The sequence below is a fragment of the Nostoc sphaeroides genome (assembly GCF_003443655.1).
GTDB classification, from domain to species: domain Bacteria; phylum Cyanobacteriota; class Cyanobacteriia; order Cyanobacteriales; family Nostocaceae; genus Nostoc; species Nostoc sphaeroides.
Map to the genome: position 1 here is coordinate 1,222,015 of NZ_CP031941.1, position 25,432 is coordinate 1,247,446.

Sequence of the window (25,432 nt, forward strand, 5' to 3'; positions counted from 1 at the left end):
CAAAATCCTTGCAACTAAAAGCCCCTGGTCTACACCAAGGGCTAGATTCTCAATTTCAATAGTCGGATTGCCTTATTCAAACTCAGGTGGCCACAACTCTAATATTGCCAGTTCCCAACCTGGTAGCAAGTCCGGTAATGTAAGTGTGTCTCCATTCTGCAATACCACTGGAGCTTGGTTGATTCGATAAACCGTTACTGTCAATTTGTCAGGGTCAATCAATATGCCGACTATAGACCCAAGTTGCAAAAATAGCTGAATCTTCTCTTCAAGCGGTTTGATTCTGTCGCTTTTAGATTTAATCTCAACCATCAAGTCTGGAACTAACTCCACAAAGTCGCGCTTGGTCTTCTTCAGCCGATCAGCCCGAACAAAAGACACGTCAGGCGATCGCAGGTTTCTTTTTTCTAAGTCGTCCTCTTCTATATTCGGTAGGATAAACCCTGCGCCAGAACCAGTTACACGCCCTAGTTTGCGCGGCATGACCCAGATATTTAAGAAGGTACTCAACCGTGCGCCAATTTCCTCTGACTCGTAATCTGATGGCGGAGAAACTATGATTTTTCCCTCTACCAGTTCCATCTGCCATTCTGGATGCTCACTTTGTAGCTGCTCTAAATCGGTGATGGTGAAAGACATAATATTACAGAAAATACTCTTATAGCGGTTCTCGTTTACGTGAGGTACACCCGTAGGGGCACGGCACTGCCGTGCCTCTACACCTCGTGATGTAATGTTGTACCGCATATAAATGGGAACCGCTATATGTATCATAAGTAGCGGCAATTCATGAATTGCCGCTACTCTCAGAAAGCTACAATGTATTATATTCAAAGGAAAACGACTCCACAGTTTGCCATTAGTAGCATCAATGAAAACAGATGTAATTTTTTATGAATTTATTAACGCTCCTGCCAATCTCTCAATTTTTCAATAACCTTACTAATATTCTCATCAATTCCTCAATATCTTCGACAACTCTGTAGCTATTAATCCCTAGAGTAAAATGTTTATTTACTCTATCTAGACTTGCAAATTGCCACAAACTTCCTGTAGTGACACAACCAGTTAATATAGGTTGTTCTGCAACAGTTGGGGAATCCTCCCAAAAATCAAGTGCAACTATTTGGGCTACTAATTGAGTGAAGCCTCTACTTAAATCAGCTTGTTTTGCTTCTATGACTAATAGTTGATTTGGTTGGGTCGTTCTAATTAAATAATCTAGTGTACCTTGAAGTTGATTATTCACTCTCAGGCTAAATTCTATTCTTAGTTTTGCCTTCGTGTAATGTATCAACTCTAAGACTATTCTAGAAATTATTACTTCCCTTCTCGCTAACTCAGTAGTCAACTCTACATAAGGGAGAGATTCTTCTATCCTTTCTCTCAATTCGAGCAATCTATCCAATTCGCCTGAGTATTGTGGCAATTGAAATACTTTGTACTCTAGTGAATAACCGAAGGCTTGAGCCAAGTCTTCAGAATAGTAACCGCTTTCAAAATATTTGCTAAAGGTATATGTCTGAGTTGGATCTAGCTTCATGAGATTTTAAATTATGGGTGATATGTCGGGAAATGTGTTGAGAGAGGTATGAGCATTCAAGAAATAGCAGAATTTTTAGAACTAGACGTTGAAATTATCAGGAAGCATCTGCAAGAACAGTCTTAGGAGTTAAGAGGCTGTTTGACAAGTATTGAGCGTATAGCACCATAGGCATTTTACGATCGCTTCCACCATGATGTAGCCGATCGCAATTTGTTATGCTATATTAAACGTAGTCGTTATGAGTTCGTATATTTTCATGGCTAACACAACAACAGAAAACTTGGTAATTATCGGTTCTGGCCCAGCAGGTTACACAGCAGCTATTTATGCCGGACGCGCTAACCTGAAACCCGTTGTATTTGAAGGTTTCCAAGCCGGGGGATTACCTGGTGGGCAATTAATGACAACGACGGAAGTTGAGAACTTTCCAGGGTTTCCCCAAGGGATTACCGGGCCGGAACTGATGGATCAGATGAAGGCGCAGGCAGAGCGCTGGGGGGCTGAACTATATACTGAAGATGTTATATCAGTTGATTTGAGTCAGCGTCCATTTACAGTGCGATCGCAAGAAAGGGAAATAAAAACCAACAGCATCGTCATTGCTACGGGTGCAACTGCAAAGCGTTTAGGTTTACCCAGCGAACATGAATTTTGGAGTCGGGGTATTTCCGCTTGTGCAATTTGCGATGGTGCAACACCAATTTTCCACGGTGCAGAATTGGCTGTAATTGGTGCTGGTGACTCGGCGGCGGAAGAGTCAATTTACCTCACCAAATACGGTTCCAAGGTAAATATGTTGGTACGCACCGATAAAATGCGGGCTTCTAAAGCCATGCAAGACCGCGTTTTGAGCAACCCGAAAATCCAAGTGCATTGGAACACAGAAGCCGTGGATATCTTCGGTAACGGCCACATGGAAGGGGTGAAAGTCCGCAATACCAAAACTGGTGAAGAGAGCAAATTGCACGCTAAGGGTTTATTTTACGCTGTTGGTCATACTCCCAATACCTCTTTATTTAAAGGTCAGTTAGAACTGGATGAAGTCGGTTACGTTGTCACTAAGCCCGGTTCTGTAGAAACCAGTGTAGAAGGCGTTTTTGCTGCTGGCGACGTACAAGATCATGAGTTTCGGCAAGCAATTACGGCTGCGGGTACTGGCTGTATGGCGGCGATGTTGGCAGAACGTTGGTTGTCTTCTAGTGGCTTGATTCAAGAATTCCATCAACAGCCAGAAACAGCAGATAATGAATTAGAACATCAGCCAGCCAAAAAGACTGAAGCCGAGGAAGAAGCTGGATTTAACTTGGATGGGACACGCCATCAGGGAGGTTATGCTTTACGGAAATTGTTCCATGAAAGCGATCGCTTACTTCTTGTTAAATACGTCTCTCCTGGTTGTGGCCCTTGTCATACCCTGAAGCCGATTTTAAATAAAGTGGTGGATGAATTTGATAGCATTATTCACTTTGTGGAAATTGACATCGACAAAGACCGAGATATTGCTGAAAATGCTGGTGTGACAGGAACGCCAACGGTTCAATTGTTCAAAAACAAGGAATTGGTGAAGGAAGTTAAAGGTGTGAAGCAAAAGAGCGAATACCGGCAGTTGATTGAGAGCAACCTTTAAGAGAATGGGGAGTGGGGAATGGAGGACGGTTACTAATGCCCAATACTCACCCCCCTACATCGCAAACTAATCTGTTAAATAAAGAAACAGAAATAATTGTTGTATTTACCAAAATTTGTGCCTGATTAAAATCTGAATCACCCGTAATCAAAAAATCTGCTTCTGCTGCCATAGCACAAGCTAAAAATTTTTCATCTTTTCTATCTCTGGGAAAATCAACTTCCAAATTTACATCAATTCGCGTTATAAATGTATCGATAATTTCAAACCACTCACATATCACCTCATCCGTCAACTTAAACTTTCTGCGGCTTAATACCTCCTTGTATTCCACAATAATTTCTTCAGAGGCTATCCATTGCCAATCAGGATTATCAAAAATAAACTGAATAACTTCCCTTGGTACTCTACCCTTAAGGACAGCAGAAACTAAAACGTTAGTATCAATAACAACTTTCATTCTCCGCGTTGGTAAGCTTCAATTTCTGCTTCAATTTCTGCTTCTGTAATATCTTGCAATCCTGGTATTAACTGTGTTTTATCAAATAAATTTCTCAATTTTTTACTGATCTCTGCTCTTGGGTTGTCCTCCGCTAATATAATTATTTCTACTCTCTGTCCTACCTGAAAAGGTAAATCAGATAATATTAATTGACTGGGATCTGTAATGGTGATGTATTTTTTATAAGCGTTCATAATTCCTCCATTAACTTGTATTTCTCTACTGGAAATGATTAACCTCTGTGGTGACACTAAGTAGGACGGCGGAAATAATTAAATGTTTGTAGTAAGGACTTTAGTCCTAAAAGAAGGACTGAAGTCCTTACTACGAACTGAATTACAATAATTTTACATTAGTTAATATAGTTTGAATTATTCTCACCGACTTACTTAGCTGGTAATTTATCTCTAGGCATAATCTCACCTATTACTCAGTCTAGCTCTGTAACCACCACTCAAGAGCCAGACTTTTATCCAGGATATTTACGCAATACCCTATCTGATATGTAAAATAGTCAGCGTATCAAGCTTTGATCCAAGCGATCGCTTTATGGCCATTACAAAACGGCGACTACCGACATTTTTACAGTTTGGCAACAGTCTCAATCTTTCGCAAAAACTCATGCTCATCGGGTTAGCCATTACCCTATTTTTCATCTTCCTGGCATTTTTCGCTCCCGTATTCCAGGCTTGGGGATGGCTGCAAAACCCGAAAGATTTTCTCTCTAATCCAATTCACGAGCCACCCTCAGCTAAACATTGGTTTGGTACTAGTCGTTTGGGTTATGATGTGTTCTCCCGGACATTGTTCGGCGCTCAAGCTGCTTTGCAGGTGGTGATTTTGGCAACAGCGCTGAGTATGATTATCGGTGTGCCTTTGGGGATGCTCAGTGGTTATCTCGGCGGGAAGTTGGATAAAGTGTTGCTGTTTATTATGGATAGCATCTACACTCTACCAGGGCTACTGCTGTCTGTGACACTGGCGTTTGTGGTGGGGCGGGGGATATTAAATGCAGCGATCGCTATTAGCATTGCCTACATTCCCCAATATTACCGCGTCGTTCGCAACCACACCGTGAGCGTGAAAACTGAAGTATTCATCGAAGCTGCTCAAGCAATGGGCGCTTCTACTTGGGTTGTGCTTTCTCGTTATTTATTTTTTAACGTCATTCAAAGCGTACCCGTCCTATTCACACTCAACGCTGCTGATGCAATTTTGGTGTTGGGAGGTTTGGGCTTTTTGGGGCTAGGACTTCCCGAAGAAGTGGCAGAATGGGGACATGATTTAAAACAAGCCTTAGAAGCTTTACCTACTGGAATTTGGTGGACTACACTTTTCCCTGGTTTAACCATGACATTCATGGTAGTAGGGTTATCACTACTTGGTGAAGGGTTAAATGAATTTGTCAATCCCCGGTTACGAAGAGAAAATAGAATCCGAAAGTAGTCATTAGTCATTAGTCATTAGTCATTGGTCATTGGACAAAAGACAAAGGACAAAAGACAAATGACAAATGACAAATAAACAATAGAGAGATTTGTATGAAAGATAATCTAACGTTAATTGCTGCCGCTACTGGCGGGTTTATCCTTTCCGTTGCACTTGCTGGTATCTTAAGAGGTGCGCCAGTTACAGGTTGGCAAGAGCAATCGAGTTTCCGCAGCACGACTTTTGCTAATTTACAGAAATCGGAGTTGAAAGCCGCGCGTCTTCTCCCAAGCAAAGACGCTGCGCTAACAGATAGGGAATAGGGAATAGGGAATAGCTGTTCACCAATTACCAATGCCCAATGACAAATGACAAATGACAAATGACAAATGACAAAATTCAAGTAATTGGCATTGATGTGGGGGGGACAGCAATTAAGCTGGGGCGTTTTACACCCGACGGTACTTGTCTGCAATCCTTGACTGTGGCGGCTCCCCAACCGACAACACCAGAGGCTGTGCTGGCGGTGATCGTAGATGCGATCGCGCAAATTGATCCAGATAATCAAGCTGTTGCTATTGGTGTTGGGACTCCTGGCCCATCTGATGCAAGGGGACGCATTGCCAAAATCGCTATTAACTTACCTGGATGGATCGATGTGCCTTTAGCAGATTGGTTAGAAACCAAAACTGACAAACCTACTGCGATCGCTAATGATGCTAATTGCGCTCTTTTGGGAGAAGCTTGGCTGGGAGCCGGTCGCCATTTTCAAAATCTGATTCTGCTAACTTTAGGTACTGGCGTTGGTGGCGCAATTATCCTTGATGGCAAACTATTTGTTGGACATCAAGGAGCCGCCGGGGAATTGGGTTTAATTTCATTAAATCCAAATGGGCCAATTTGTAATAGTGGCAATCAAGGCTCTTTGGAACAATATGCCTGTGCTACTGCGATTCGTCGCCGCACTCTCAAAGAACCCATCGAATTGGGTTTTCTTGCCCAACAAGGAGATACCGCAGCATTGACTTTTTGGCAAGAATATGGTAGTTATTTGGGAATTGGTTTGACGAGTTTAATTTATGTACTCACACCGCAAGCGATCGTGATTGGTGGCGGTATAAGTGGCAGCTTTGAGTTTTTCTTCCCAGCAGTGAAGGCAGAAATTGAGAAGCGAGTTCAGCCTTTATCACGGGTGGGTTTACAAATATTGCCTGCCGAGTTAGGCAATTTTGCTGGGATAGTAGGTGCAGCAAAGTTAGCATGGCAACACTATTCAGGATTTTAGCTCAAACAATAAAGTTGCCCCCCCTTAGCCCTTTTCAACGTAAGTTACTGCAAGCCCTACATAGTGGGTTAACAACTGTCTATAGGTGATTTACTACCTTTACAGATGCAATCCTAGAGCAAATGCAATCAACAGAGAGTGACTACCGCCAAACTGATCAATCCGTAGCTGGTGAGGTCAGCGATCGCAGGTGGAGAGGTTTACGAAGTGAGTTAGAGCCAGGGCAAAATTGAGTTAGTTGTAGATAAACCTTTTACTCAGGTACAACAACCATTAACCTGTGCTGCCGTTACCAAAATTTAATCATGTTATTCATCATGCCCTAAAAGGGAACTATAACTTGAAATCAGTTAAAGGAAGTTTTTGGTGATGAGAGCGATGTCTACGACGGGCTACGCTTACGCTTTTTTATCTACACTCACAATCGGGTTATTTACTCCAGGTATGATGCGATCGGCTTATGCTCAGGTAATATCCGACGGGACTACCAACACCATTGTCAACCCAAGTGGTAATAATTTTAATATTCTGAATGGGATTGAAAAAGGTAATAATTTATTTCACAGCTTCACTAATTTCTCAGTACCAATTAATGGTTCAGCCACTTTTGATTTAGTTAATACGCCAAATATTACAACCATATTTAGTCGGGTTACAGGTGGAAATATTTCCAATATTGATGGATTAATTCGCACAGCAAATACTAGTAAGCCGATAAGTTTGTTTTTAATGAATCCTGCGGGGATTGTCTTTGGTAAAGATGCGGCGTTGAATATTGGCGGATCGTTTATCGGAACTACGGCAAACAGCATTCAGTTTGCTGATGGGCTGGAGTTTAGTGCAGTAAATTCAACGGCACCACCATTATTAACTATGAGTGTACCCATTGGTTTGCAACTGGGTAGTTCTGCAAGTCAGATCCAGGTACAAGGTAAAGGTAATGATTACATTGTACCTACCAATAATTTAGGAATAGTAGCAAGTCCGGGAAAGACCATCGCCTTAGTTGGCGGAGATATCACATTTACAGGTGGTGTAATTACTGCCCCTGTGGGTCGAATTGAAATTAGTGCAGTGGGTAGTGGCACAGTGAGCCTGACACCGACACCCGCAGGATGGCAGCTAGGTTATGCACAAGTGGAAGATTTTCGAGATATTAACTTTACACAGCGTTCCTCCCTGTGGAATCCCTACCCTGTGGGCAATCCTTTTGGTGGTATTCAAGTGGTGGGTAGGGATATTCACCTGAATCAATCCCAAATTGCCGCAGTCACCGCCGGCACCGGACAAGGTGGTAATATTACAGTGAATGCAGCGCGATCGCTCTTTTTAGGTGGTGTCAATGCCAATGCTTATGCTCCCAGTGCTTGGATTGTCAATCAGGTAGCGCCCAAAGCGATGGGGAACGGGGGAGCAGTGAATATTCAAGCCGGACGATTGACTTTAAAAGATGGTGCAGCAATTGAAACCCTGAGCCTGGGTGCAGGAGCCGCAGGCAAAGTAGAAGTACGAGCAGATACTATTACCGCCAGTGGTGCGGTTGCTCTAAAATCTCCCTTAGCACCGATTGGGAGCAGCAATAGCCGTATTAGCAGTGAAACTTACGCATCAGGATCTGGGGGAGATGTGACTGTAGCGGCGCGGCAACTAACTCTCTTTGAAAGTGGGGGAATTTTAACGGCTGTCTTTCCTGGGGCTACTGGGCGTGGTGGCAATATCTCCGTCAATGTGGCAGAAGATATTTCGGTGATCGCAGCACATCCCATCAGCTTCACTGCTAGTGGAATTAATGCTTACACATTAGGAGTTAGCAATGGCGGCAATATCAATGTCTCTACAGGGACATTACACCTCTTAGATGGAGGAGCAATTTTCTCCGGTTCTATTCGGCTCGCTGGAATACCCGGAACCGGTGTCGGGAATGCGGGCGATATAACGGTAGTGGCACGGCAAGCCATAGATATGGCAGGTACATACCCAATTTCACCAACCGTCATTAGCACTATCGCTAACTTTACTACAGGCTCAGGGAATGGAGGTAATCTGTCTGTGACTACGCCAAACTTGACACTACAAGCTGGAGCCATCTTGGCGGCAAGTAGTTTGCCAGTAGTGAGCATATTTGGCGACACTAAACAGTCTAATAATTTAGGAAATGGTGGTAACGTCACCGTGAATGTGGCAGATCGCCTAACCATCACAGGGATAAATCAATTCACTAAAGCTCCGACTGTTCTAGGAAGCAACACATTAGGAAATGGTGCAGCTGGGGATGTGACAGTTCGAGCCAATCACTTGGTTATCCAAGATGGTGCATCAATCAATACAATCACTCAATCTACGGGCAATGCAGGCAAATTAACTGTCCAGGCAAATGACATTTTAATAGAAGGGAAGAATATCTTCAGTTCTGGGATTGCTGCTAGCGCACCCATTACAGATAAGACTACTAGGCAATTTTATGGTTTACCGGATGCTCCTACGGGTAATGCAGGTAGGTTGAGCATCACTACAAACAGCCTCATAGTACGCGATAATGGCTACGTGAACCTTGCCAACGATGGGACAGGTAATGCTGGACAATTAAGCATCCAAGCAGATCAAGTTTCTTTGGATAACGGTCGGATTCGGGCAACCACAAGCTCTGGGCAAGGTGGCGATATAAATTTAAATGTTGCAAATATTCTCTTGCTCCGTCATGGCAGTAAGATAACAGCAGAAGCAGGTGGTAGTGGAAACGGTGGTAACATCACCATTAAGGCTCCCTTCATCATCGGGTTAGAAAATAGTGATATTATTGCCAATGCTTTTGAGGGCAAGGGTGGCAATATTCAAATTACCACTCAGGGTATTTTTGGTCTAAAATATCGCACTCAACTTACTTCTGAAAATGATATTACCGCCAGTTCCCAATTTGGAGTTAACGGGAATGTTCAAATTACTAACCCTGATGTCGATCCCAATTCTGGGTTGATGCAACTCCCAATCAACTTAGTTGATGCATCGCAGCAGATTGCTACAGGCTGCACAAGCAATGAAGGCAGTCGCTTTGTAGCCACGGGAAGGGGTGGTGTACCGCAAAATCCCAATCAGCAAATAGGGAGCGATCGCACTTGGTCTGATATCCGCGATCTCTCTGCATATCGCAGTACACAGACAGTACAAGCACAAATACCCAAATCTCCAGAGGTACTTGTGCAAGCCACAGGTTGGCGACGTAATGCCCAGGACAAAATCGAGATATTTGCAGATAAATCTCCTCCTGGTGTGCAACCAGCATTAACTTGTGCTGCTGTGACCAAAAGTTAACCCCTAAGAGTGAACAGTTCTTGTAATTTTATGACTACCAAATTTCCAGAAACTCTATAATGAAAATTGGAGGAAGCAAAATTACGGTAAACTTATGCTACGCACGTTTAAAGCAACCTTAAGAGGTGACTCTTTGAAATGGGAAGACGACGCGGGGCAAAATTTGAGAGGCGATCGCCCAGTTCAAGTTTTAGTGACAATTTTGGAAGAACAGCCAATTGCTGAAACTAATGGGCGTGGGCAACCGATGGCTGCTGCGTTGGAGAAGCTATCACAAGCACAAGCTTTTGCAGGAATCGATCCAGTTGTTTGGCAAAGGGAAGTACGACAAGATCGGCAACTTCCTCTTCGAGATGAATAATGCTTTTGGATAGCAATATTATCATTTATCAAATCGCTGTAATACCCCTGCCTCAACGCTTCGTAGTTCGTGGATGTAAAGCGGTCAAAAACGAAACACCTTCTGACCAAAATTGAGCGTAAGCGAAATTAGGGAAGAAGGTAGTTGAGTTTTTGACAATCATGATCTACTATTTATGTAGCAAGAATAGACATAAATGATCGTATTTGAGGCAAAACTTGAAGGACAAAACGAGCAGTATCGAGCGCTTGATGAAGCGATTCGTACTGCTCGTTTTGTGCGTAATAGCTGCCTGAGATACTGGATGGACAATAAGGGCATTGGACGCTATGACCTAAATAAATTTTGCGCTGTACTTGCAGCCAGTATTGAGTTTCCTTGGGTTGACAAGCTGAACTCAATGGCAAGACAAGCCAGTGCTGAAAGGGCGTGGTCTGCAATCGCTCGGTTCTTTGATAACTGCAAAAAAGGTAAACCAGGGAAAAAGGGATTTCCAAAGTTTAAGAAAGAACAAACGCATGGTTCTGTTGAGTACAAAACCTGTGGATGGAAACTTTCTGATGACCGCAGGTATATCACTTTCTCGGATGGATTTAAGGCAGGAACCTTTAAACTCTGGGGAACTCGTGACCTGCATTTCTACCAGCTTAAACAGTTTAAAAGGGTGCGGGTTGTACGTCGTGCAGATGGCTATTATTGCCAATTTTGCATTGACCAAGAGCGAGTTGAAAGACGAGAACCAACAGGAAAAACTATTGGTATTGATGTTGGACTGAACCATTTCTACACCGATAGTAACGGAGAGACAGTCCCCAATCCTAGACATCTTCGCAAGAGTGAGAAGTCTTTGAGGCGGTTGCAACGCCGGATGTCTAAGACTAAAAAAGGTTCTCAAAACAGAATTAAGTTTAGAAATAAACTTGCACGGAAACACCTCAAAGTAAGTCGCCAGCGTAAAGACTTTGCCGTTAAGACAGCAAGGTGCGTGGTGAGGTCTAACGACCTTGTAGCGTATGAAGATTTGATGGTGCGGAATATGGTGAAAAATCACCCCTTGGCTAAGTCTATTAGTGATGCTTCGTGGTCGTTGTTTCGTGATTGGGTTGAGTATTTCGGTAAGGTGTTTGGTGTGGTCACGGTTGCCGTTCCACCTCACTACACCAGTCAGAATTGCTCTAACTGTGGCGAGGTTGTCAAAAAGACGTTCTTAACCAGAACTCATGTTTGTCCTCATTGTGGGCATACCCAAGACAGGGATTGGAACGCAGCGCGGAACATATTAGAAAAAGGATTGAGTACGGCGGGTCACGTCGGAACTAACGCCTCTGGAGAGACTGACCAATACTTGAGTGAGGAAACTCCTTCAAGCAAGTCAACTCGTGGAAAGAGGAAACCCAGAGAGCGATTCTTTGGAATCCCCACCCTCAACGAAGTAGGGTGGGGAGGATGTCAAGCTACTCAACCTGAAAACGGCAAGTTACGCGAGTTTATTGCAGAACACGAGCCTGTGGTTTCAGCTTTGAGCTACTTAGAAACATTGGGATATCATCGTCTAACCGAAATAGAACGACAGTTCTTTGAAGAATTTTTCTCGGTATCGCTAATCATTCCGATTTCTCAACTCGTACTGGAGCGAGCAGTAGCGCTACGACAGATGCAGCGTGTGAGTTTGGGAGATGCCATTATTGCAGGAACCGCATTAACGCACAATTATCAACTAGTCACGCGAAATATCAGAGATTTTCAATGGATTGAGGGCTTGCAGTTATTGAATCCTTTTGAACTATAAACCTCGTCCATTTTCAAATCTGGAGTTTGTCATTGCGACGTGTTGTAAATAAATCTCCTACTCAGGTGGAACCATCCTTAGCCTGTCCTCTGCCGTTCCAAAAATTAATCATGTTATCAATAATGCTCTCAAGGGAACACTAACTTTAAATCAGGCTAACGAAGTTTTTTGTTATGAGAGTCTTAGGGACTTCCAAGGAATAAAATATACAGCTAGTACCGCAAGGCGGAATTCAAAATTCACGCATTCAAAATTCAAAATTAAGACAGAGTAAGCGTTCCGTTGATTTTGAATGGTCTGTTTATTTACGCCGTGCTGTACTAGTAAAAATTATAATCATATAATTCGTAATTAGTAATATTAAGACAAAGAATATCCTGTTGCTTTCTTAACATATTTCACGACTTTTTCATAAGATTCAGGATTACTCACAGGGTTGATGATGATGGGAATAGTGCCATCTGGCAACCAAAAAGTTATCCTACCATTCGGTTCATGACAAAAAGAACTGATGCAGTTGAGATTAATTACATATTCGTTTTTATCGTAATAGATTTTTACCCAGTGGGCATGATCTAATTCTAATCCAGTCACACATTCTAAATAATCGAGGATCTTTTGATAGTCTTCCAAGCTACTTTGCGGGTTAATCACTATCGGAATGGCACTATCGGGTAACCAAAAAGTAACCCTGCCATTTAGTTCATAACAAAAAGCATGGACACGTTCAAAATTGACTACATATTCTCTCCTTTCGTAAAGGATTTTCACCCAGTACGCCACAACATCTCCCCAAGTCTGAAATTTACGAATGATGCACCCTGTATATCCAAATCTACTGAAGCCTTAAGTTAATGTTGCTATGCGCCAATTCAAAATTGCAAAAAATAATTATGAATTATGAATTGTTACGAAACCTCCAATGCTGTTGGTGTACCTAAAGTTGAAAGAGAAAGAGCGATCGCTGCTTGAATAAATCCTTTAAATAAAGGATGAGGGCTACTGGGGCGCGATTGAAATTCTGGATGAAATTGGCAAGCAAGAAAGAATGGGTGCTTGGGTAATTCCACAATTTCAACTAAGAGTCCATCGGGAGAAGTACCACTGATCACATAGCCAGACTTTAACAACAAATCGCGGTAAGCATTGTTGAACTCATACCGATGTCGATGTCGTTCATAAATCACATCTTCTTGATAAAGCTTGAAAGCGAGTGTATCAGGAAGAACACGACAAGGATATAGCCCTAAGCGCATTGTACCCCCTAAATCGACTACTTCCTGCTGTCCTGGCAATAAATTAATTACCGGATCAGATGTATGAGGGTCAAATTCAGCACTATTAGCACCTGTTAATCCCCCTACGTGCCGCGCCCATTCAATCACAGAACATTGCATACCCAGGCATAAACCCAAAAAGGGAATTTGGCGATCGCGGGCGTATTTAATGGCGGCAATTTTGCCATCCACCCCCCGAACTCCAAAACCTCCTGGCACAACTACCCCATCGACACCTTTAAGATAAGTTTCGACTGATCCAGTTTCCAAATCTTCTGAGTTCACCCAACGCAGGCGCAGTTTGCCATAAGTGGAAATTGCCGCATGGTTTAATGCTTCTACTACAGATAGGTAGGCATCACTTAACTGCACATATTTACCAACAATGGCAATTTCTAGCTCATGCTTGGGACTATGTAACCGTTGTACCAAGGTTTGCCACTGTGTCAAATCTGGTTTGCGTTGTTCCATTTGCAGCAAGTTCAGCACTTGTTCTGCCATTCCTTCCCGTTCTAGATTTAGGGGTACTTCATAGATACTTTTGGCATCTTGGGAGGTGATGACGCATTCTTCTGGCACATCGCAAAATCCAGACAATTTCTGTTTTAATCCCTTGGGTAAGGGGCGATCGCTCCGACAAACTAAAATATCTGGTTGAATGCCAATGGATCTGAGTTCTTTAACTGAATGCTGTGTTGGCTTAGTTTTCATTTCACCCGCAGAGGCAATCCACGGTACTAACGTTACGTGCATGTACAGCACATTTTGCCGCCCCACCTCTTTGCGGAACTGGCGAATTGCTTCCAAAAATGGTAGTGATTCAATATCTCCCACCGTACCGCCAATTTCTGTAATTACTACAGATGGATTTGTACTTTTAGCAACTCGCAGAATCCGATCTTTGATTTCATTAGTAATATGAGGAATTACCTGTACAGTGCCGCCATTGTAGTCTCCGCGCCGCTCTTTATTGATAACTGCCTGGTAAATTGAGCCAGTCGTTACACAATTTAACCGCGACATCGAAGTATCGGTAAAGCGTTCGTAATGCCCCAAGTCCAAATCTGTTTCTGCACCATCCTGGGTAACGAATACTTCCCCATGCTGAAAGGGACTCATTGTGCCAGGATCGATATTGATATAAGGGTCAAGTTTGAGAATCGACACGGAATATTCGCGCGACTTGAGCAAACGCCCTAGACTTGCTGCTACAATGCCCTTACCAATACTGGAAACTACGCCCCCAGTTACAAAAATAAACTTAGTCATACTAGTTTGAATTTCTAACAACTTCTAAAAATACATCCCGTCATTGTGCCACAGTTGTTGTGGTGTAATCTTCTGTGATTGAGCTTGTGAAAAATCTTTTCGGATTAGTAATATTAGGCTGTATTGTCACCTCCTCCGTAGCATTGGCAGACCCATCTCTTAAAGTCGTTTTTCCCCAAACAAGCTACCAGACGAGTTCCCAAAAAATCTTCTTTCTGGGGACTGCACCACCAGATGGTCAGGTTTTGATCAATAGTAAGCCAATTACCCGCAGCAAAGCTGGTCATTTTTCCCCTAGTTTCCCCTTGCAGTTGGGGGAGAATCTTTTTACTGTGCGTCACGACAATCAAGAACTCCAGATTAAAGTGACAAGGCTTACCACTGAGCCTGAGCTACCACAGGGGTTAGCCTTTGCTAAAGATTCCCTGACTCCCGCAGTTGACATTGCCAGACTACCGGGAGAGCTAATTTGTTTTAGTGCGATCGCACCCCCTAACGCTAGCGTATCTGTCAAGTTGGCTAATCAAACTACTGCCCTTTCACCCCAACCTCAACAGGCACAACTACCAAGTAATTTGGCAGCTTTGACAGGGCAAAATCAGCCTTATGCCCAGTCTAGCGTAGGCAATTATAAGGGTTGCACCACAGTGGCAACAGCAGCCGATCTGGGACAACCTCAGTTTCAACTGACACTCAATGGCAAGACGATAACTCAACCAGGGACTGGTAAAATTCAAATCCTTTCAAGAGCAGAGTTGCCAGTTTCTGAGGTTACAGTAGAGTCAGGCGCTGCTCGCACTGGCCCAAGCACCGATTATTCTCGACTTACACCACTGCCCAAAGGCACACGCGCAACAGTAACAGGTAGGGAAGGTGAATGGTTGCGCCTAGACTATGGCGCTTGGATTAATAGTAAAGAAACCCGCATTCTCCCTGGTGCAATTGAGCCACAGACAATAATTCGCAGTGTCGGATACCGTCAACTCCCTGGTGTGACAGAGATCGTTTTCCCCTTACAAGTTCCGGTACCTGTGAGCGTGCAACAAAATGAGGGCACTTTCGCTCTCACTCTCTACAATACCACTGCCCAAACGGACATTATTCGCCTGGATGATGACCCCCTAATTTCTCGCCTAGATTGGCAACAGGAGGCTCCAGAACAAGTAAAATACACCTTTAACCTCAAAAAAGCTCAACAGTGGGGATATAAGCTGAGATACGACGGTACAACCCTGGTTTTGGCTTTGCGTCATCCGCCGAAAATCGGGAACACAAGACGCAAGCCTTTAGCTAATCTCAAGATTGTACTAGATCCTGGGCATGGAGGTAAAGAAACTGGTGCCAGTGGCCCAACTGGATATTTAGAAAAAGATGTGAATTTGGTGGTATCCAAGTTGCTGCGGGATGAGTTGGTGAAGCGAGGAGCAACGGTAGTGATGACACGCCAGGACGATCGCGAACTTTCTCTAGCAGAACGTCAGGCAATTATCAGTCAAGAAGAACCTGCGATCGCTCTTTCCATACACCACAACTCCCTACCCGATGATGGCGATGCCGAAAAGACTAAGGGATTCGGCACTTTTTGGTATCATCCCCAAGCTCACAACCTCGCAATATTTTTACAGAACTATGTAGTCAAAAAACTCAGCAGGCCTTATTATGGCGTGTTTTGGAACAACCTAGCGCTGACACGTCCCGCCGCTGCGCCATCAGTGTTGCTGGAATTGGGTTTTATGAGTAATCCTGATGAATTTGAGCAGGTGGTGAACCCAGAAGAACAGAAGAAAATGGCTGGTGCGATCGCTCAGGGGATTACTGAGTGGTTTAGGAGCGTTAAATAAATTTGGAGGTACAACTAGTGTTGTATTTGGTGGAGTGCGATGTCTGACGACAAGGCTAGCGCCAACGCTCTTTTTTAGCTAATGAGGCGATCGCTTGATGTTGTTTAATGTGGGTTTAACGACATCGGAGCGAATGAAGAAGTAGGAGCCAATTCAATACAGTTCAGTTAAGCCCAAAAACCTTGGTAAAGACGCGAAATTTCGCGTCTCTACAGGTCTAAAATTAGTACCAAAAATCCTTAACTGAACCGTATTGGGAGCCAATTAACAACCATTGCTACACGCTTTAGGGGATGAATGAACAAGTTTTGGGCGAATAGAATTCGCTACTACACTAGCATTGTCCACCTAACCAAAAATCAATGTTTTCAACCCAGTTCCGTGGATAAAGTCTCGTATAGCCGCGACTTCCAGTTGCCAGGGCTAGTAATAAATTAGAGTTGTTCATTCATCCTCTTACAGGATATAGAGTCTAACCAGATAGATTAAAATAGTAGTGAAATAAAAATTTCGTCTTTAGCTGTTAACTGTAGTTAATTTTACACGTGATAATATTATGTCTATTAGCGATAAGGCACGTTTAATATCATCCATACTATCTTCTTTAACTCTTTCAGACTTACAATCGTTAAAACAAGAACTTGATTCTATTATTAGTACAAAAAATGTAGACAATATTAAAGAAGATATAAATGAACGAATGTATAATACTATCGAATTTCTTAATCCTATTACTGATGTGAATGTTTTGACTTTACATCCATTAAATAGTTTGAAAGATAAAAAAACTATTCCTCAACCCTTGTGTGGAAATGAATCGACTGTATTTAGTTCACCAATTGTATTCAGTTTTAACATTGGTGGTGAAATAAAAGAAATTACTTCTACTCAAAAATCTCCTAGACCTTTAGGTATTTGGAAAGGGCAAGTAGAAATATCAGAAGATTTTTATAAAACATCAAGTGATATTCTTTCTGAATTTGGTATAGAAGGATAATGGAATTATTGCTTGACACCTGTGCTTTAATATGGACACTTGAAGATAACCCTTGTCTTTTACCTGAAGCTCGTCAGCAAACAAATTTTAGATTCTTCAAATAAAGTGTTTGTTAGCGCTGTTAGTGTTTGGGAAATAGAAATAAAAAGAAAGAAAGGGCAGCTTAAAACGCCGGAAAATTTAATCCAAGCAATTATTGATACTAAGTTTAGTTTTTTATCAATGACAGAATACCACGCTGTTAAAGCAGCATCGCTACCTGAATATCATAAAGCTCAAATTTGCTGGTACTTGACATGGAGACCACCTAGAGAAGTGCCTAGCAATTCTTGATGCAACCCGCTCAAAAACGAAGAGACTACAACGTTTTGAACCAAATTAGTTCAGAATTGCTTGACTGAGATTAGCGATCGCTCTTTTCGCTACATTTATTTCTTTGTAGTAACTTCAATGTTGTAAGCCTGACGATCAAGCTTCTCTTGAATATACTTGAGAAGTTCTGCTTTATGTTGAAGTAACGATTTAGAATTATTGCCGGGGTGTAAATATATACTATAGCCGCGTGTGGATCTGTTCCATTCTATTTTGTCAACTGCTTTGCAATGGTAAAATAAATTAACTATTCTTGTTAGAGTCCTTATAGAATGTTGACTTTCTGTTCTAAATGATAAATCCAGATTTTTGGGATTACTCAATTTTGTTGTCTTACACCGAAAATCAATTTCATTCTTGCCTTTACATCTATTACAAATAACACAAAGAGTTTGTGAGTTTTCTACAGATGTTTCCCCACCCATAGAAAACGGTTTAATATGGTCAATTTGTAATTTACCTTCTGCCTTGACTCCACAACATAGGCAAGCATAACTGTCTCGCTCTTTTACTTGTTCTTTTTCTTCTTCCGTGAGTTCCCTCGGTGGTTGAGGTGTACGCTTAAATGTAGATGCAGGTGCTTTACTACCATCCCCATCAGTCATTATTTTATCAGGGCAAACGCATCAAAATTGGCGACAAAGATGAGGTACAATGAAGGGTTGTAATTTTGCCAGTATTTCAGGCGATCGCAACATCGACAAATTATGAGTGCGAACTTTGACAATACTATCCTCAAATACTTTTCTAACCTGGAAGATCCAAGAATTGAGCGTACTAAACAACATCAATTGGTAGATATCGTTGCAATCGCAATATTAGCAGTTATCAGTGGATCGGATACCTGGGTAGCAATTGAGACTTATGCTCAAGCCAAACGGGAATGGCTAGAAACGTTTCTGGCATTACCCAACGGTATTCCTTCCCATGACACGATTGCAAGAGTGTTTGCCAGATTAAATCCCCAAGCATTTGAGCAATGCTTTCATCGGTGGGTGGGGTCAATTACTGAAGCTATTGGCGCTCAAGTAATACCTATTGATGGGAAAACAGTGCGGCAATCATTTGACCGCAATAGTGGACAAAAAGCAATTCATGTTGTCAGTGCTTGGGCAAGCGAACATCGGCTGGTGTTAGGTCAACTTAAAGTTGATTCCAAATCGAATGAAATAACGGCAATTCCGAAATTATTGGAGTTGCTAGATATTGTTGGATGTATCATTACAATTGATGCGATGGGATGCCAGAAAGAAATCGCTGCCCAGATTATCGCAAAAAATGCAGATTACGTTCTTGCTCTCAAAGCAAATCAAAGTAAACTTGAGGGTGCAGTTAACAGTTGGTTTGAAAAAGCTCAAAGCAACAATTTTGAAGGTGTTGACCACAGTTATCATCATACAATCGAAAGCGCTCATGGTCGGATTGAAATTCGCAAATACTGGAGTGTCCCTGTTGAACAGCTAGGGGAGATACCAAACCAGGAAAAATGGTCAGGACTGAGGAGCGTAGGAATGGTCATGTGCGAACGTAGGCTTTGGAATAAAACAACTATTGAAGTTCGCTTTTATATTAGCAGTTTAGAGCATGATGCTGTTGTTTTAGCTCATGCTGTTCGTAGTCATTGGGGGATAGAAAATTCTGTGCATTGGGTACTGGACATGACATTCCATGAAGATGCTAGTCGTATCCGTAAAGATAATGCCCCTCTTAATTTTTCTGTTCTACGGCGTTTATCTTTGAATCTTTTAGATAAAGATAAAACGGTGCGTGGAAGTGTTGCGATGAAAAGATATCGCGCAGGTTTAGATAACAATTACCTACTTCAAGTTATCGCAGCCATCTAAGTCTTCTCTCACGTCGAAAATTTAGCTATAAATGGTAGTTTTAGGTTGTCTAAAACAATTTTCTCATGAAGATATTGCAGTAAATACACAACTTTACATTTTTATAAATTGCCAAATACATCTGTAACTTGCAATACATATAAATGATTATTTGTCAAATAAAATTAGATGCGTTTGCCCTGTTAGGGGAAAAGTGAGTATTTTGGCTTCTCAGTTTCTCAAGATTGAGGGATTCATAGTTTGCATATTCCATAAATATTCTCTTTTTTTGAACACCAGTTTTTGTGGGTGAGTACAATTTGTACTTCCAACTTCCAACTTCCAACTTATGATTCCCAAAATTTTGTATGAAGTATCACTATGCAGAGTCGGAAAAATTGTATGCTAAGAAATTAAATAAACCTAAGCGTTTTTCTCTTCTGCTGCTTTGAGGCGATCGCTCCCCTACCTCCAACAGAATTAAGCCTTTCTCTCTAATCTCTGTAGCTTCTGCTCTACAATGAAGTGAAGAATTTAGCAGCTTAAACAGGGGATTTATTTATGTCCCACCTCACATCTTGCACCAAGAAAAATTGATGTAATTTTATTACTCAGTAAAAAAGCCAAACCCTTGATTTAGCGATGAAAGCCCATAAAAATAAGGTAGCTTTATCTCACATCTTTTTACATTACCTGGGGTTGTACGTAGAGGTGCAAGATATGAGCCACCCGACGCTCAGTAGCCAAGAAGTCGCCCGACGTGGAAAGGAACTCTATCAAAAAAGTATCCGTGCCAAAGTTGAGACACAAGAGAACATTGGCAAAATTATCTCGATTAATGTTGAAACAGGAGATTACGAAATCGGTGATGATTTAGTCGAAACGAGTCTTCGATTACGATCCAAGTAAACCGATGCAGCACTTTGGGGAGAAAGAATTGGTTTTGATGCCGTTTATGCAGTTGGTGGTACATTGCTCAGGACGGCACAGTGATAGACGGCGCTGTAGTTGGACTTCAGGTTTTCTTATGGTTCCCATTTGAACACAGATGCGATCGCTCCACTGCCAAACCCATAAAATGGAGCTATGCAGAAGATAGCAAAAACAGCCCTCAAGTTCTTGAAAGGTGCGTTGGCGTAGCCGGCACTTCGAGTGAGCTTCAGTGACCGTCGTAGACATCGCTAATTTACCTATTACTGAAAAGCTGGTTGAAGTCTTTGGTAAGCTTTTGCCTGTAATTACTAAGTTTTTCGGCTTGCCACAACTTTGGTAAATATTACTCTACATCTGGGTCGATACCCATTGCCCTGAGCCGTTCTGCTAATTGTGCAGCTTTTCGTTCTGCTTGCTCGGCTCTTTGCCTTTGCAACTCGGCTTCTTCTTGACCAATCAGTAACAGATTTCCCTCTAAATCCCACCAGCGTAACCAAAATTGCTCAGGATTATTCAAGTAGCTTCCCTGCCATAACCCTAGTTCTACTCCTAAAGGAGGAATTAGGTAGTGGCCTCGTTCATTAGGCTGCATCTTGTGGTAAGAAAAATCTACCAGGTGATAAACTTCTAGTTTGTCATTACTAATTTCATAAATGGCATAGTAGGGAATTCGGATTATTCGCTCATATACCCAGAATTTACCTGGTTTTGCGCCTTCCCGACTACCAGCTAGAGGTAAAGGAGTGATATCTCGTTCTTCATCGCCATTACCACTAGCTAGTTCTACCGCAATCAATGGCGGTATGTATTCCCGCCACAAAACGTATGAGCGGCGGTTTTTGCCATCTAGCCTTGGTGGTACACCAGGGACATAAAACCAGTCCGGTGCTGCTGCTCCTTTTTCTGGTGGTTCAGTCTCTCGCCAATAAATACCACAATCTTGACCAATGCAATACTGTCCATCTGGATGTAACCGTTGTAAAACTTGAATAATTGAGTCTGTGAGAATGATGGTTTGAGGATGCTCTTGAAAATTTTTCACAAACGTACCATCAGACTCTGGTAGTTGAGTGTGATCGGGAAACTGGGGCGGTATGGCAACATCAGCAAGTATTTCACTCATGCTTTGAAAAGTATTGCAGCTATTATTAATTATCTTGCACTATGTTTTCATAGATCAAAAATTTAGGTTCTTGGCTTTGGAATTACCATCTACTCACTTCAGCAGGACTTCTCATACTTACAAATAAGGTCTAACTAACTATTTATAATGCCTTGCTACATATTGTTTCAGTACTTCTACCCTGATAGAACCACTTTGATTGCGGATAAAAATATATGAAATCTTATATTTTTAAAGCGTATGTATTTTAAGATAGGCGGTATAGTGGGAGCGATCGCTATTCTATTGAGCAGTGGCAGTGCGTTCGCTCAAGATGCAGAAAGATATATCACTGTAGGGCATGATAAATTGGGAAACAGCGTAGCTCTGGACACGGAAACCATTCAGGGCACGACATACAAGCTTTACGGGATGTACGGTGATGGCATCTTCGAGACTACCTTTGATGCATCGTGCAAAGAATCGCGGCTGTTTCGCGATCGCATTGCGATTTACGGGCCAGAAGGACAGCTACTTGAAGAGGATAAGGAAAAAGGAGAAATCCCTTTTGTAGCAAGTTCTTCACCAGGCAAAGGAATGAAAATTGTTTGTCAAAAGATTGGTGCTAGTGGTTGGTAGTTGCTCAATATTTTCTAAGTGGGGAGTAGGGAATGGGGAGTAGGGAGTAGGGAATGGGGAATAAGCAATGCTCGATTCCCAATTCCCAGCTAGAAAATACTAAGGACAAAATAACGTGTCACGCGTATCTCGTCCTGTAATGGGATTAGTTCCTTTGGCAAGCTTGCACAATTTTTTTTGCTCATCTGAACGCAGCAGCGTATCGGTAAAATCTGCCCCGTCAATGATTGCGCCATCAAATCTGGCGTTAGCAGCAAAAGCACCCTCTAACAGTGCATTTGTCAAATTTGCTCTAACTAAACGAGCTGAGTCTAAAGTGGCATTTCTCAAGTCAGCTCCCTCCAAATTCACAGACTCCAAATTTGCTGCAAAGAAACTGACACCCTGCAAATTAGCATGGCTAAAGTTGCTCTGGCGGAGATTAGCTTTGGTGAAGCTGGAATCTGTTAAATCACGTCCTGAGAAATCAGCGTCAACCAAAATTTCTTTATTATATTCAAGTGCCAAAGCTGTGGGAGCAAAACCGACGGTTGCCGTGATGCCAACTATTCCCCAAAGGAATAAGCTAAGTATACTTGCCCAAATTTTATGGTCTGTTTTATACTTTTTGCGCCCTAACTCAGTACGGGATGAGTTTAGCTTAGAACCTGTTATGCGTAGGCGTAGCCCGCCGCAGGCATCGCTTAACCTAGAATTCATAAAATTCATAATATTTTTAGTCAATGGCTAACCTTCCTTCATCTCATTATCCAGATATTGGTTCATTAGGAGAAGACCTAGTAGCCCAATGGTTGCAATCTACAGGTTGGATAATTCTCCATCGTCGCTTTTCTAGTCGCTGGGGGGAAATCGATATTATTGCTGAATATCATGGAGTAACAAAGAAAGAGCAGGGGAGCAGGGGAGAAGACCCCACTACTTCGGCTTACCTCGGCAACGCTTGGCACAAGTCGCTCAGTACAAGTCCCCACTCCCCACTCCCCACTCCCCAGTCATTATTAGCATTTGTGGAAGTCAAAACCCGCAGTTCAGGTAGTTGGGATGCAGGGGGAAGAAGCGCAATCACCCTACAAAAGCAAGCAAAAATCTGGCGGACGGCTGGAATGTTTTTAGCTCAGTGCCCTGAGAAGGCAGATTATTCTTGTCGATTTGATGTTGCTATTGTCTACTGTCAAAGGATATCAAAAAATCTGACTGGGGTTACAGCAAGCGAGGAAGCTCTAGCTACTTCATCAGCCGCCGGATATAAGTTTAAGCTGCAAGAATACATTCTAGCAGCTTTCGACTCTTCAATTGATAATGGTTAATCGGTAATCGATAAAATATTTTGATTACCAATGACCAATAATTTTGTGGTGGCGTTATAACCAAATAGAGTCACGCCAAGGTTTCTGGACAGTAGCCTAAGCCACGGACAAATTGTTGCCGGAACGCCTCGATTTCATCTCTCTCTGGGCTACCATGAGAGACGATCGCAACCTGATAGCGACGCATTACGTCTACAGGGCACTGTCCGGCTTCCAAACTCCAAAGTGCCATCTGTACCCTCATTGGCGGTTCGTAGCTAATTCCTAATTCATTTAGAAAAGCGCGAAAGTCGCCATCTTCTTGGGGCGAGACTTGACCTTTGAGTTTGATCCTAACCACCCAGCCATCAATTTGATGAATTACGGTGACGAAAGAAACTGGTGTCTGGGGTCTAGCGTGCAGGTGTTGAACGACCCTCAGGGTTAGACTGGCATTTGCCAGATAGTACAAGTATTCCATGTTTGTTGGTGCTTGGGATCAAAGCCAATCCTACATATCTATATTCGTCAATCATTGCCTGTTCCCGGTAGGGTAAAAGCCCCCGTTTTTAGATGGGGAGGTTTACCCAATTTTTATGTTAATTTTTCCGTGTTACCTAATAGTAACAATCTTATAGCCTAGCGAGAAAATTGAGCAAAGATGCCTTAAAGTTCCAATATAAGGGAAAGCTCAAACCAGCTTTTTTGAGAGAGTATAAATACTAAATAAACCAAAAACTAGTACAAGTCAATTTGAAAGATACATCTAGCCCACAAGAAAAAAATTCCGAATTAGATTGCTCGGTAGCTGGCTATGACTACGAACTAGCTCCAGAACTCATTGCCCAAAACCCAGCAGTTCCTAGAGATAGCTCGCGGTTACTGGTGGTTAATTCTCCGACTACAGGCACCGAAACAGCACCCTTGCACCACATTTTTCATGATTTGCCTACACTGCTGCGCCCTGGTGATTTGTTGGTTATGAACAATACAAGAGTCATTCCAGCGCGGCTTTATGGTCATAAATCCACTGGTGGTAAAATCCAGGTGTTGCTGTTGGAAGAACGGCAGCATAACTGTTGGTTAGCTTTAGTTAAGCCAGGAAAAAGCTTCAAACAGGGAGCGAAGATTATTTTTGAAGCAACGCAAGCAGGGACTGGGGATTGGGGATTAGAGATTGGGGATTGGGAAGATTCTTCCCTAGTCCCTAGTCCCCAGTCCCCAGTCCCCAGTCCCCAACTCACGGCTACGGTTCTAGAAACAGACTCAGCAACCGGGGGGCGTTTGTTGCAATTTGATGTGCCAGAGGGAAAATCTTTGGTGCAACTGTTAGAGGTATTTGGTGAAGTGCCGCTACCACCGTACATTACTACCTCGTCGGCTGCTGATGAGCAGTATCAGACAGTTTATGCCAAACAGCCAGGAGCGATCGCAGCTCCTACGGCAGGATTACACTTTACCCCAGAATTATTACAAAAGTTGTGCGATCGCAATATCCATCAAGCTTTTATAACGCTACACGTTGGTGTAGGTACATTTCGCCCTGTGGAAGTGGAGGATGTAACTACCCACCAAATGCATGAAGAATGGATTGAAGTCCCCGCCGATACAGTAGAGCAAATCCGCGCCACTAAAGCAGCTGGTGGTCGAATTATTGCTGTAGGAACAACGGCAGTACGCGCCTTAGAAGGGGCGGCTCAATCTGGGAATTTACAACCATTTTGCGGCAAAACAGACCTATTTATTTATCCCGGCTACCAATGGCGGGTGGTGGATGGTTTAATTACTAATTTTCACCTGCCGCGTTCCAGTTTGCTGATGTTGGTAAGTGCGCTAATTGGCAGACAACGGTTATTGAATATATACAACGAAGCGATCGCTTTTGGATATCGCTTTTATTCATTCGGCGATGCAATGCTAATTTTGCCGTCAGCCATCTAGAACACCGATTCATTAATCTCCAAAACTAGGTTTCTGCTCTGCCGAAGACCAGAATTTCGTTCAACTATAGCAATCCTAAATGAGTCTAGGACTTACGCACTTTAC

24 protein-coding genes and 2 pseudogenes are annotated in these 25,432 nt (G+C 42.6%); 16 read left to right on the forward strand and 10 right to left on the reverse strand.

The annotated features are described in order from the left end of the window. Positions 1-72: 72 nt before the first annotated feature. Both D1367_RS05730 and D1367_RS05735 read right to left on the reverse strand, forming a co-directional pair. Positions 73-639, reverse strand: coding sequence for a Uma2 family endonuclease (locus tag D1367_RS05730; RefSeq protein ID WP_118164349.1), 567 nt, complete (start codon positions 637-639; stop codon positions 73-75). 283 nt (positions 640-922) lie between these two features. Beyond that, the gene (locus D1367_RS05735) at positions 923-1,543 is read right to left on the reverse strand and encodes a hypothetical protein (protein ID WP_118164352.1); all 621 of its coding nucleotides are present in this window, start codon (positions 1,541-1,543) and stop codon (positions 923-925) included. A gap of 259 nt (positions 1,544-1,802) precedes the next feature. Here D1367_RS05735 and trxB point away from each other — a divergent pair, with 259 nt between their 5' ends. Continuing rightward, positions 1,803-3,173 (forward strand): thioredoxin-disulfide reductase, encoded by a 1,371-nt coding sequence (gene trxB / locus D1367_RS05740; RefSeq protein ID WP_118164355.1) that lies wholly within the window; start codon positions 1,803-1,805, stop codon positions 3,171-3,173. 46 nt (positions 3,174-3,219) lie between these two features. Here trxB and D1367_RS05745 read toward each other — a convergent pair whose 3' ends face one another. Together D1367_RS05745 and D1367_RS05750 are read right to left on the reverse strand one after the other, a co-directional pair. Next, positions 3,220-3,633 (reverse strand): putative toxin-antitoxin system toxin component, PIN family, encoded by a 414-nt coding sequence (locus D1367_RS05745; RefSeq protein WP_118164358.1) that lies wholly within the window; start codon positions 3,631-3,633, stop codon positions 3,220-3,222. Continuing rightward, a complete protein-coding gene (locus D1367_RS05750; RefSeq protein ID WP_118164363.1) occupies positions 3,630-3,869 on the reverse strand; it encodes a hypothetical protein in 240 nt (79 codons plus the stop codon). Before D1367_RS05750 ends, D1367_RS05745 begins: the two co-directional genes overlap by 4 nt. 355 nt (positions 3,870-4,224) lie before the next feature. Between D1367_RS05750 and D1367_RS05755 the strand changes: the two genes are divergently transcribed. The 7 genes and pseudogenes from D1367_RS05755 (at position 4,225) to D1367_RS33055 (ending at position 11,847) form a co-directional block, all read left to right on the forward strand. Further along, positions 4,225-5,121 (forward strand): ABC transporter permease, encoded by an 897-nt coding sequence (locus D1367_RS05755; RefSeq protein ID WP_100901440.1) that lies wholly within the window; start codon positions 4,225-4,227, stop codon positions 5,119-5,121. Positions 5,122-5,216: 95 nt separating this feature from the next. Further along, positions 5,217-5,426, forward strand: a complete 210-nt coding sequence (locus tag D1367_RS05760) for a hypothetical protein (protein ID WP_118164367.1) — start codon at positions 5,217-5,219, stop codon at positions 5,424-5,426. Positions 5,427-5,485: 59 nt separating this feature from the next. Further along, positions 5,486-6,388 carry an ROK family protein gene (locus tag D1367_RS05765; RefSeq protein ID WP_118164370.1) on the forward strand — a complete coding sequence of 301 codons (903 nt, stop codon included), beginning with the start codon at positions 5,486-5,488 and terminating at the stop codon, positions 6,386-6,388. Between the two features lie 369 nt (positions 6,389-6,757). Further along, on the forward strand, positions 6,758-9,697 hold the full coding sequence (locus D1367_RS05770; protein ID WP_118164373.1) for a two-partner secretion domain-containing protein: 2,940 nt from the start codon (positions 6,758-6,760) through the stop codon (positions 9,695-9,697). A 94-nt stretch (positions 9,698-9,791) separates the two neighbouring features. Then, positions 9,792-10,058, forward strand: a complete 267-nt coding sequence (locus tag D1367_RS05775) for a hypothetical protein (protein ID WP_118164377.1) — start codon at positions 9,792-9,794, stop codon at positions 10,056-10,058. 196 nt (positions 10,059-10,254) lie between these two features. Continuing rightward, positions 10,255-11,460: pseudogene (locus tag D1367_RS05780) on the forward strand (RNA-guided endonuclease InsQ/TnpB family protein); the annotation flags it as partial. Positions 11,461-11,565: 105 nt separating this feature from the next. Beyond that, positions 11,566-11,847 carry a PIN domain-containing protein gene (locus tag D1367_RS33055; protein WP_118164380.1) on the forward strand — a complete coding sequence of 94 codons (282 nt, stop codon included), beginning with the start codon at positions 11,566-11,568 and terminating at the stop codon, positions 11,845-11,847. Between the two features lie 360 nt (positions 11,848-12,207). On the opposite strand, the gene D1367_RS05790 is transcribed toward D1367_RS33055, so the two are convergent. Both D1367_RS05790 and D1367_RS05795 read right to left on the reverse strand, forming a co-directional pair. Then, positions 12,208-12,630: a hypothetical protein gene (locus D1367_RS05790; protein ID WP_118164385.1), complete on the reverse strand. Its 423-nt coding sequence runs from the start codon at positions 12,628-12,630 to the stop codon at positions 12,208-12,210. Positions 12,631-12,755: 125 nt separating this feature from the next. Continuing rightward, on the reverse strand, positions 12,756-14,393 hold the full coding sequence (locus D1367_RS05795) for a CTP synthase (protein WP_118164388.1): 1,638 nt from the start codon (positions 14,391-14,393) through the stop codon (positions 12,756-12,758). 86 nt (positions 14,394-14,479) lie between these two features. On the opposite strand from D1367_RS05795, the gene D1367_RS05800 reads away from it, so the two are divergent. The 3 genes from D1367_RS05800 to D1367_RS30510 all read left to right on the forward strand — a co-directional run bounded on the left by D1367_RS05800 (position 14,480) and on the right by D1367_RS30510 (position 17,564). Continuing rightward, the gene (locus D1367_RS05800; protein WP_118171146.1) at positions 14,480-16,234 is read left to right on the forward strand and encodes an N-acetylmuramoyl-L-alanine amidase family protein; all 1,755 of its coding nucleotides are present in this window, start codon (positions 14,480-14,482) and stop codon (positions 16,232-16,234) included. Positions 16,235-16,790: 556 nt separating this feature from the next. Beyond that, positions 16,791-17,231 carry a hypothetical protein gene (locus D1367_RS05805; RefSeq protein WP_118164391.1) on the forward strand — a complete coding sequence of 147 codons (441 nt, stop codon included), beginning with the start codon at positions 16,791-16,793 and terminating at the stop codon, positions 17,229-17,231. A 39-nt stretch (positions 17,232-17,270) separates the two neighbouring features. Beyond that, positions 17,271-17,564: a PIN domain-containing protein gene (locus D1367_RS30510; RefSeq protein ID WP_181985081.1), complete on the forward strand. Its 294-nt coding sequence runs from the start codon at positions 17,271-17,273 to the stop codon at positions 17,562-17,564. Between the two features lie 95 nt (positions 17,565-17,659). Here the strand turns inward: D1367_RS30510 and D1367_RS05815 are convergent, their stop codons facing one another. Further along, positions 17,660-18,208, reverse strand: coding sequence for an HNH endonuclease (locus D1367_RS05815; RefSeq protein WP_118164396.1), 549 nt, complete (start codon positions 18,206-18,208; stop codon positions 17,660-17,662). A gap of 102 nt (positions 18,209-18,310) precedes the next feature. Between D1367_RS05815 and D1367_RS05820 the strand changes: the two genes are divergently transcribed. Both D1367_RS05820 and D1367_RS05825 read left to right on the forward strand, forming a co-directional pair. After that, positions 18,311-19,447, forward strand: a complete 1,137-nt coding sequence (locus D1367_RS05820; protein ID WP_118164400.1) for an ISAs1 family transposase — start codon at positions 18,311-18,313, stop codon at positions 19,445-19,447. Positions 19,448-20,146: 699 nt separating this feature from the next. Then, positions 20,147-20,419 (forward strand): annotated as a pseudogene (locus D1367_RS05825) (hypothetical protein). Positions 20,420-20,702: 283 nt separating this feature from the next. On the opposite strand, the gene D1367_RS05830 reads toward D1367_RS05825, so the two are convergent. Further along, complete coding sequence (locus tag D1367_RS05830; protein ID WP_118164403.1) at positions 20,703-21,482, reverse strand: Uma2 family endonuclease; 780 nt, start codon at positions 21,480-21,482, stop codon at positions 20,703-20,705. Between the two features lie 240 nt (positions 21,483-21,722). On the opposite strand from D1367_RS05830, the gene D1367_RS05835 reads away from it, so the two are divergent. Next, positions 21,723-22,100 (forward strand): hypothetical protein, encoded by a 378-nt coding sequence (locus tag D1367_RS05835; protein WP_118164406.1) that lies wholly within the window; start codon positions 21,723-21,725, stop codon positions 22,098-22,100. 99 nt (positions 22,101-22,199) lie between these two features. Here D1367_RS05835 and D1367_RS05840 read toward each other — a convergent pair whose 3' ends face one another. Further along, positions 22,200-22,799, reverse strand: a complete 600-nt coding sequence (locus D1367_RS05840; RefSeq protein ID WP_118164410.1) for a pentapeptide repeat-containing protein — start codon at positions 22,797-22,799, stop codon at positions 22,200-22,202. 23 nt (positions 22,800-22,822) lie between these two features. Here D1367_RS05840 and D1367_RS05845 point away from each other — a divergent pair, with 23 nt between their 5' ends. Continuing rightward, a complete protein-coding gene (locus D1367_RS05845; RefSeq protein WP_118164416.1) occupies positions 22,823-23,407 on the forward strand; it encodes a YraN family protein in 585 nt (194 codons plus the stop codon). Between the two features lie 70 nt (positions 23,408-23,477). Here D1367_RS05845 and D1367_RS05850 read toward each other — a convergent pair whose 3' ends face one another. Further along, on the reverse strand, positions 23,478-23,867 hold the full coding sequence (locus D1367_RS05850) for a hypothetical protein (RefSeq protein WP_012412259.1): 390 nt from the start codon (positions 23,865-23,867) through the stop codon (positions 23,478-23,480). A gap of 272 nt (positions 23,868-24,139) precedes the next feature. Here D1367_RS05850 and queA point away from each other — a divergent pair, with 272 nt between their 5' ends. Next, positions 24,140-25,327, forward strand: a complete 1,188-nt coding sequence (gene queA / locus D1367_RS05855; RefSeq protein WP_267255555.1) for a tRNA preQ1(34) S-adenosylmethionine ribosyltransferase-isomerase QueA — start codon at positions 24,140-24,142, stop codon at positions 25,325-25,327. Positions 25,328-25,432 lie beyond the last annotated feature (105 nt).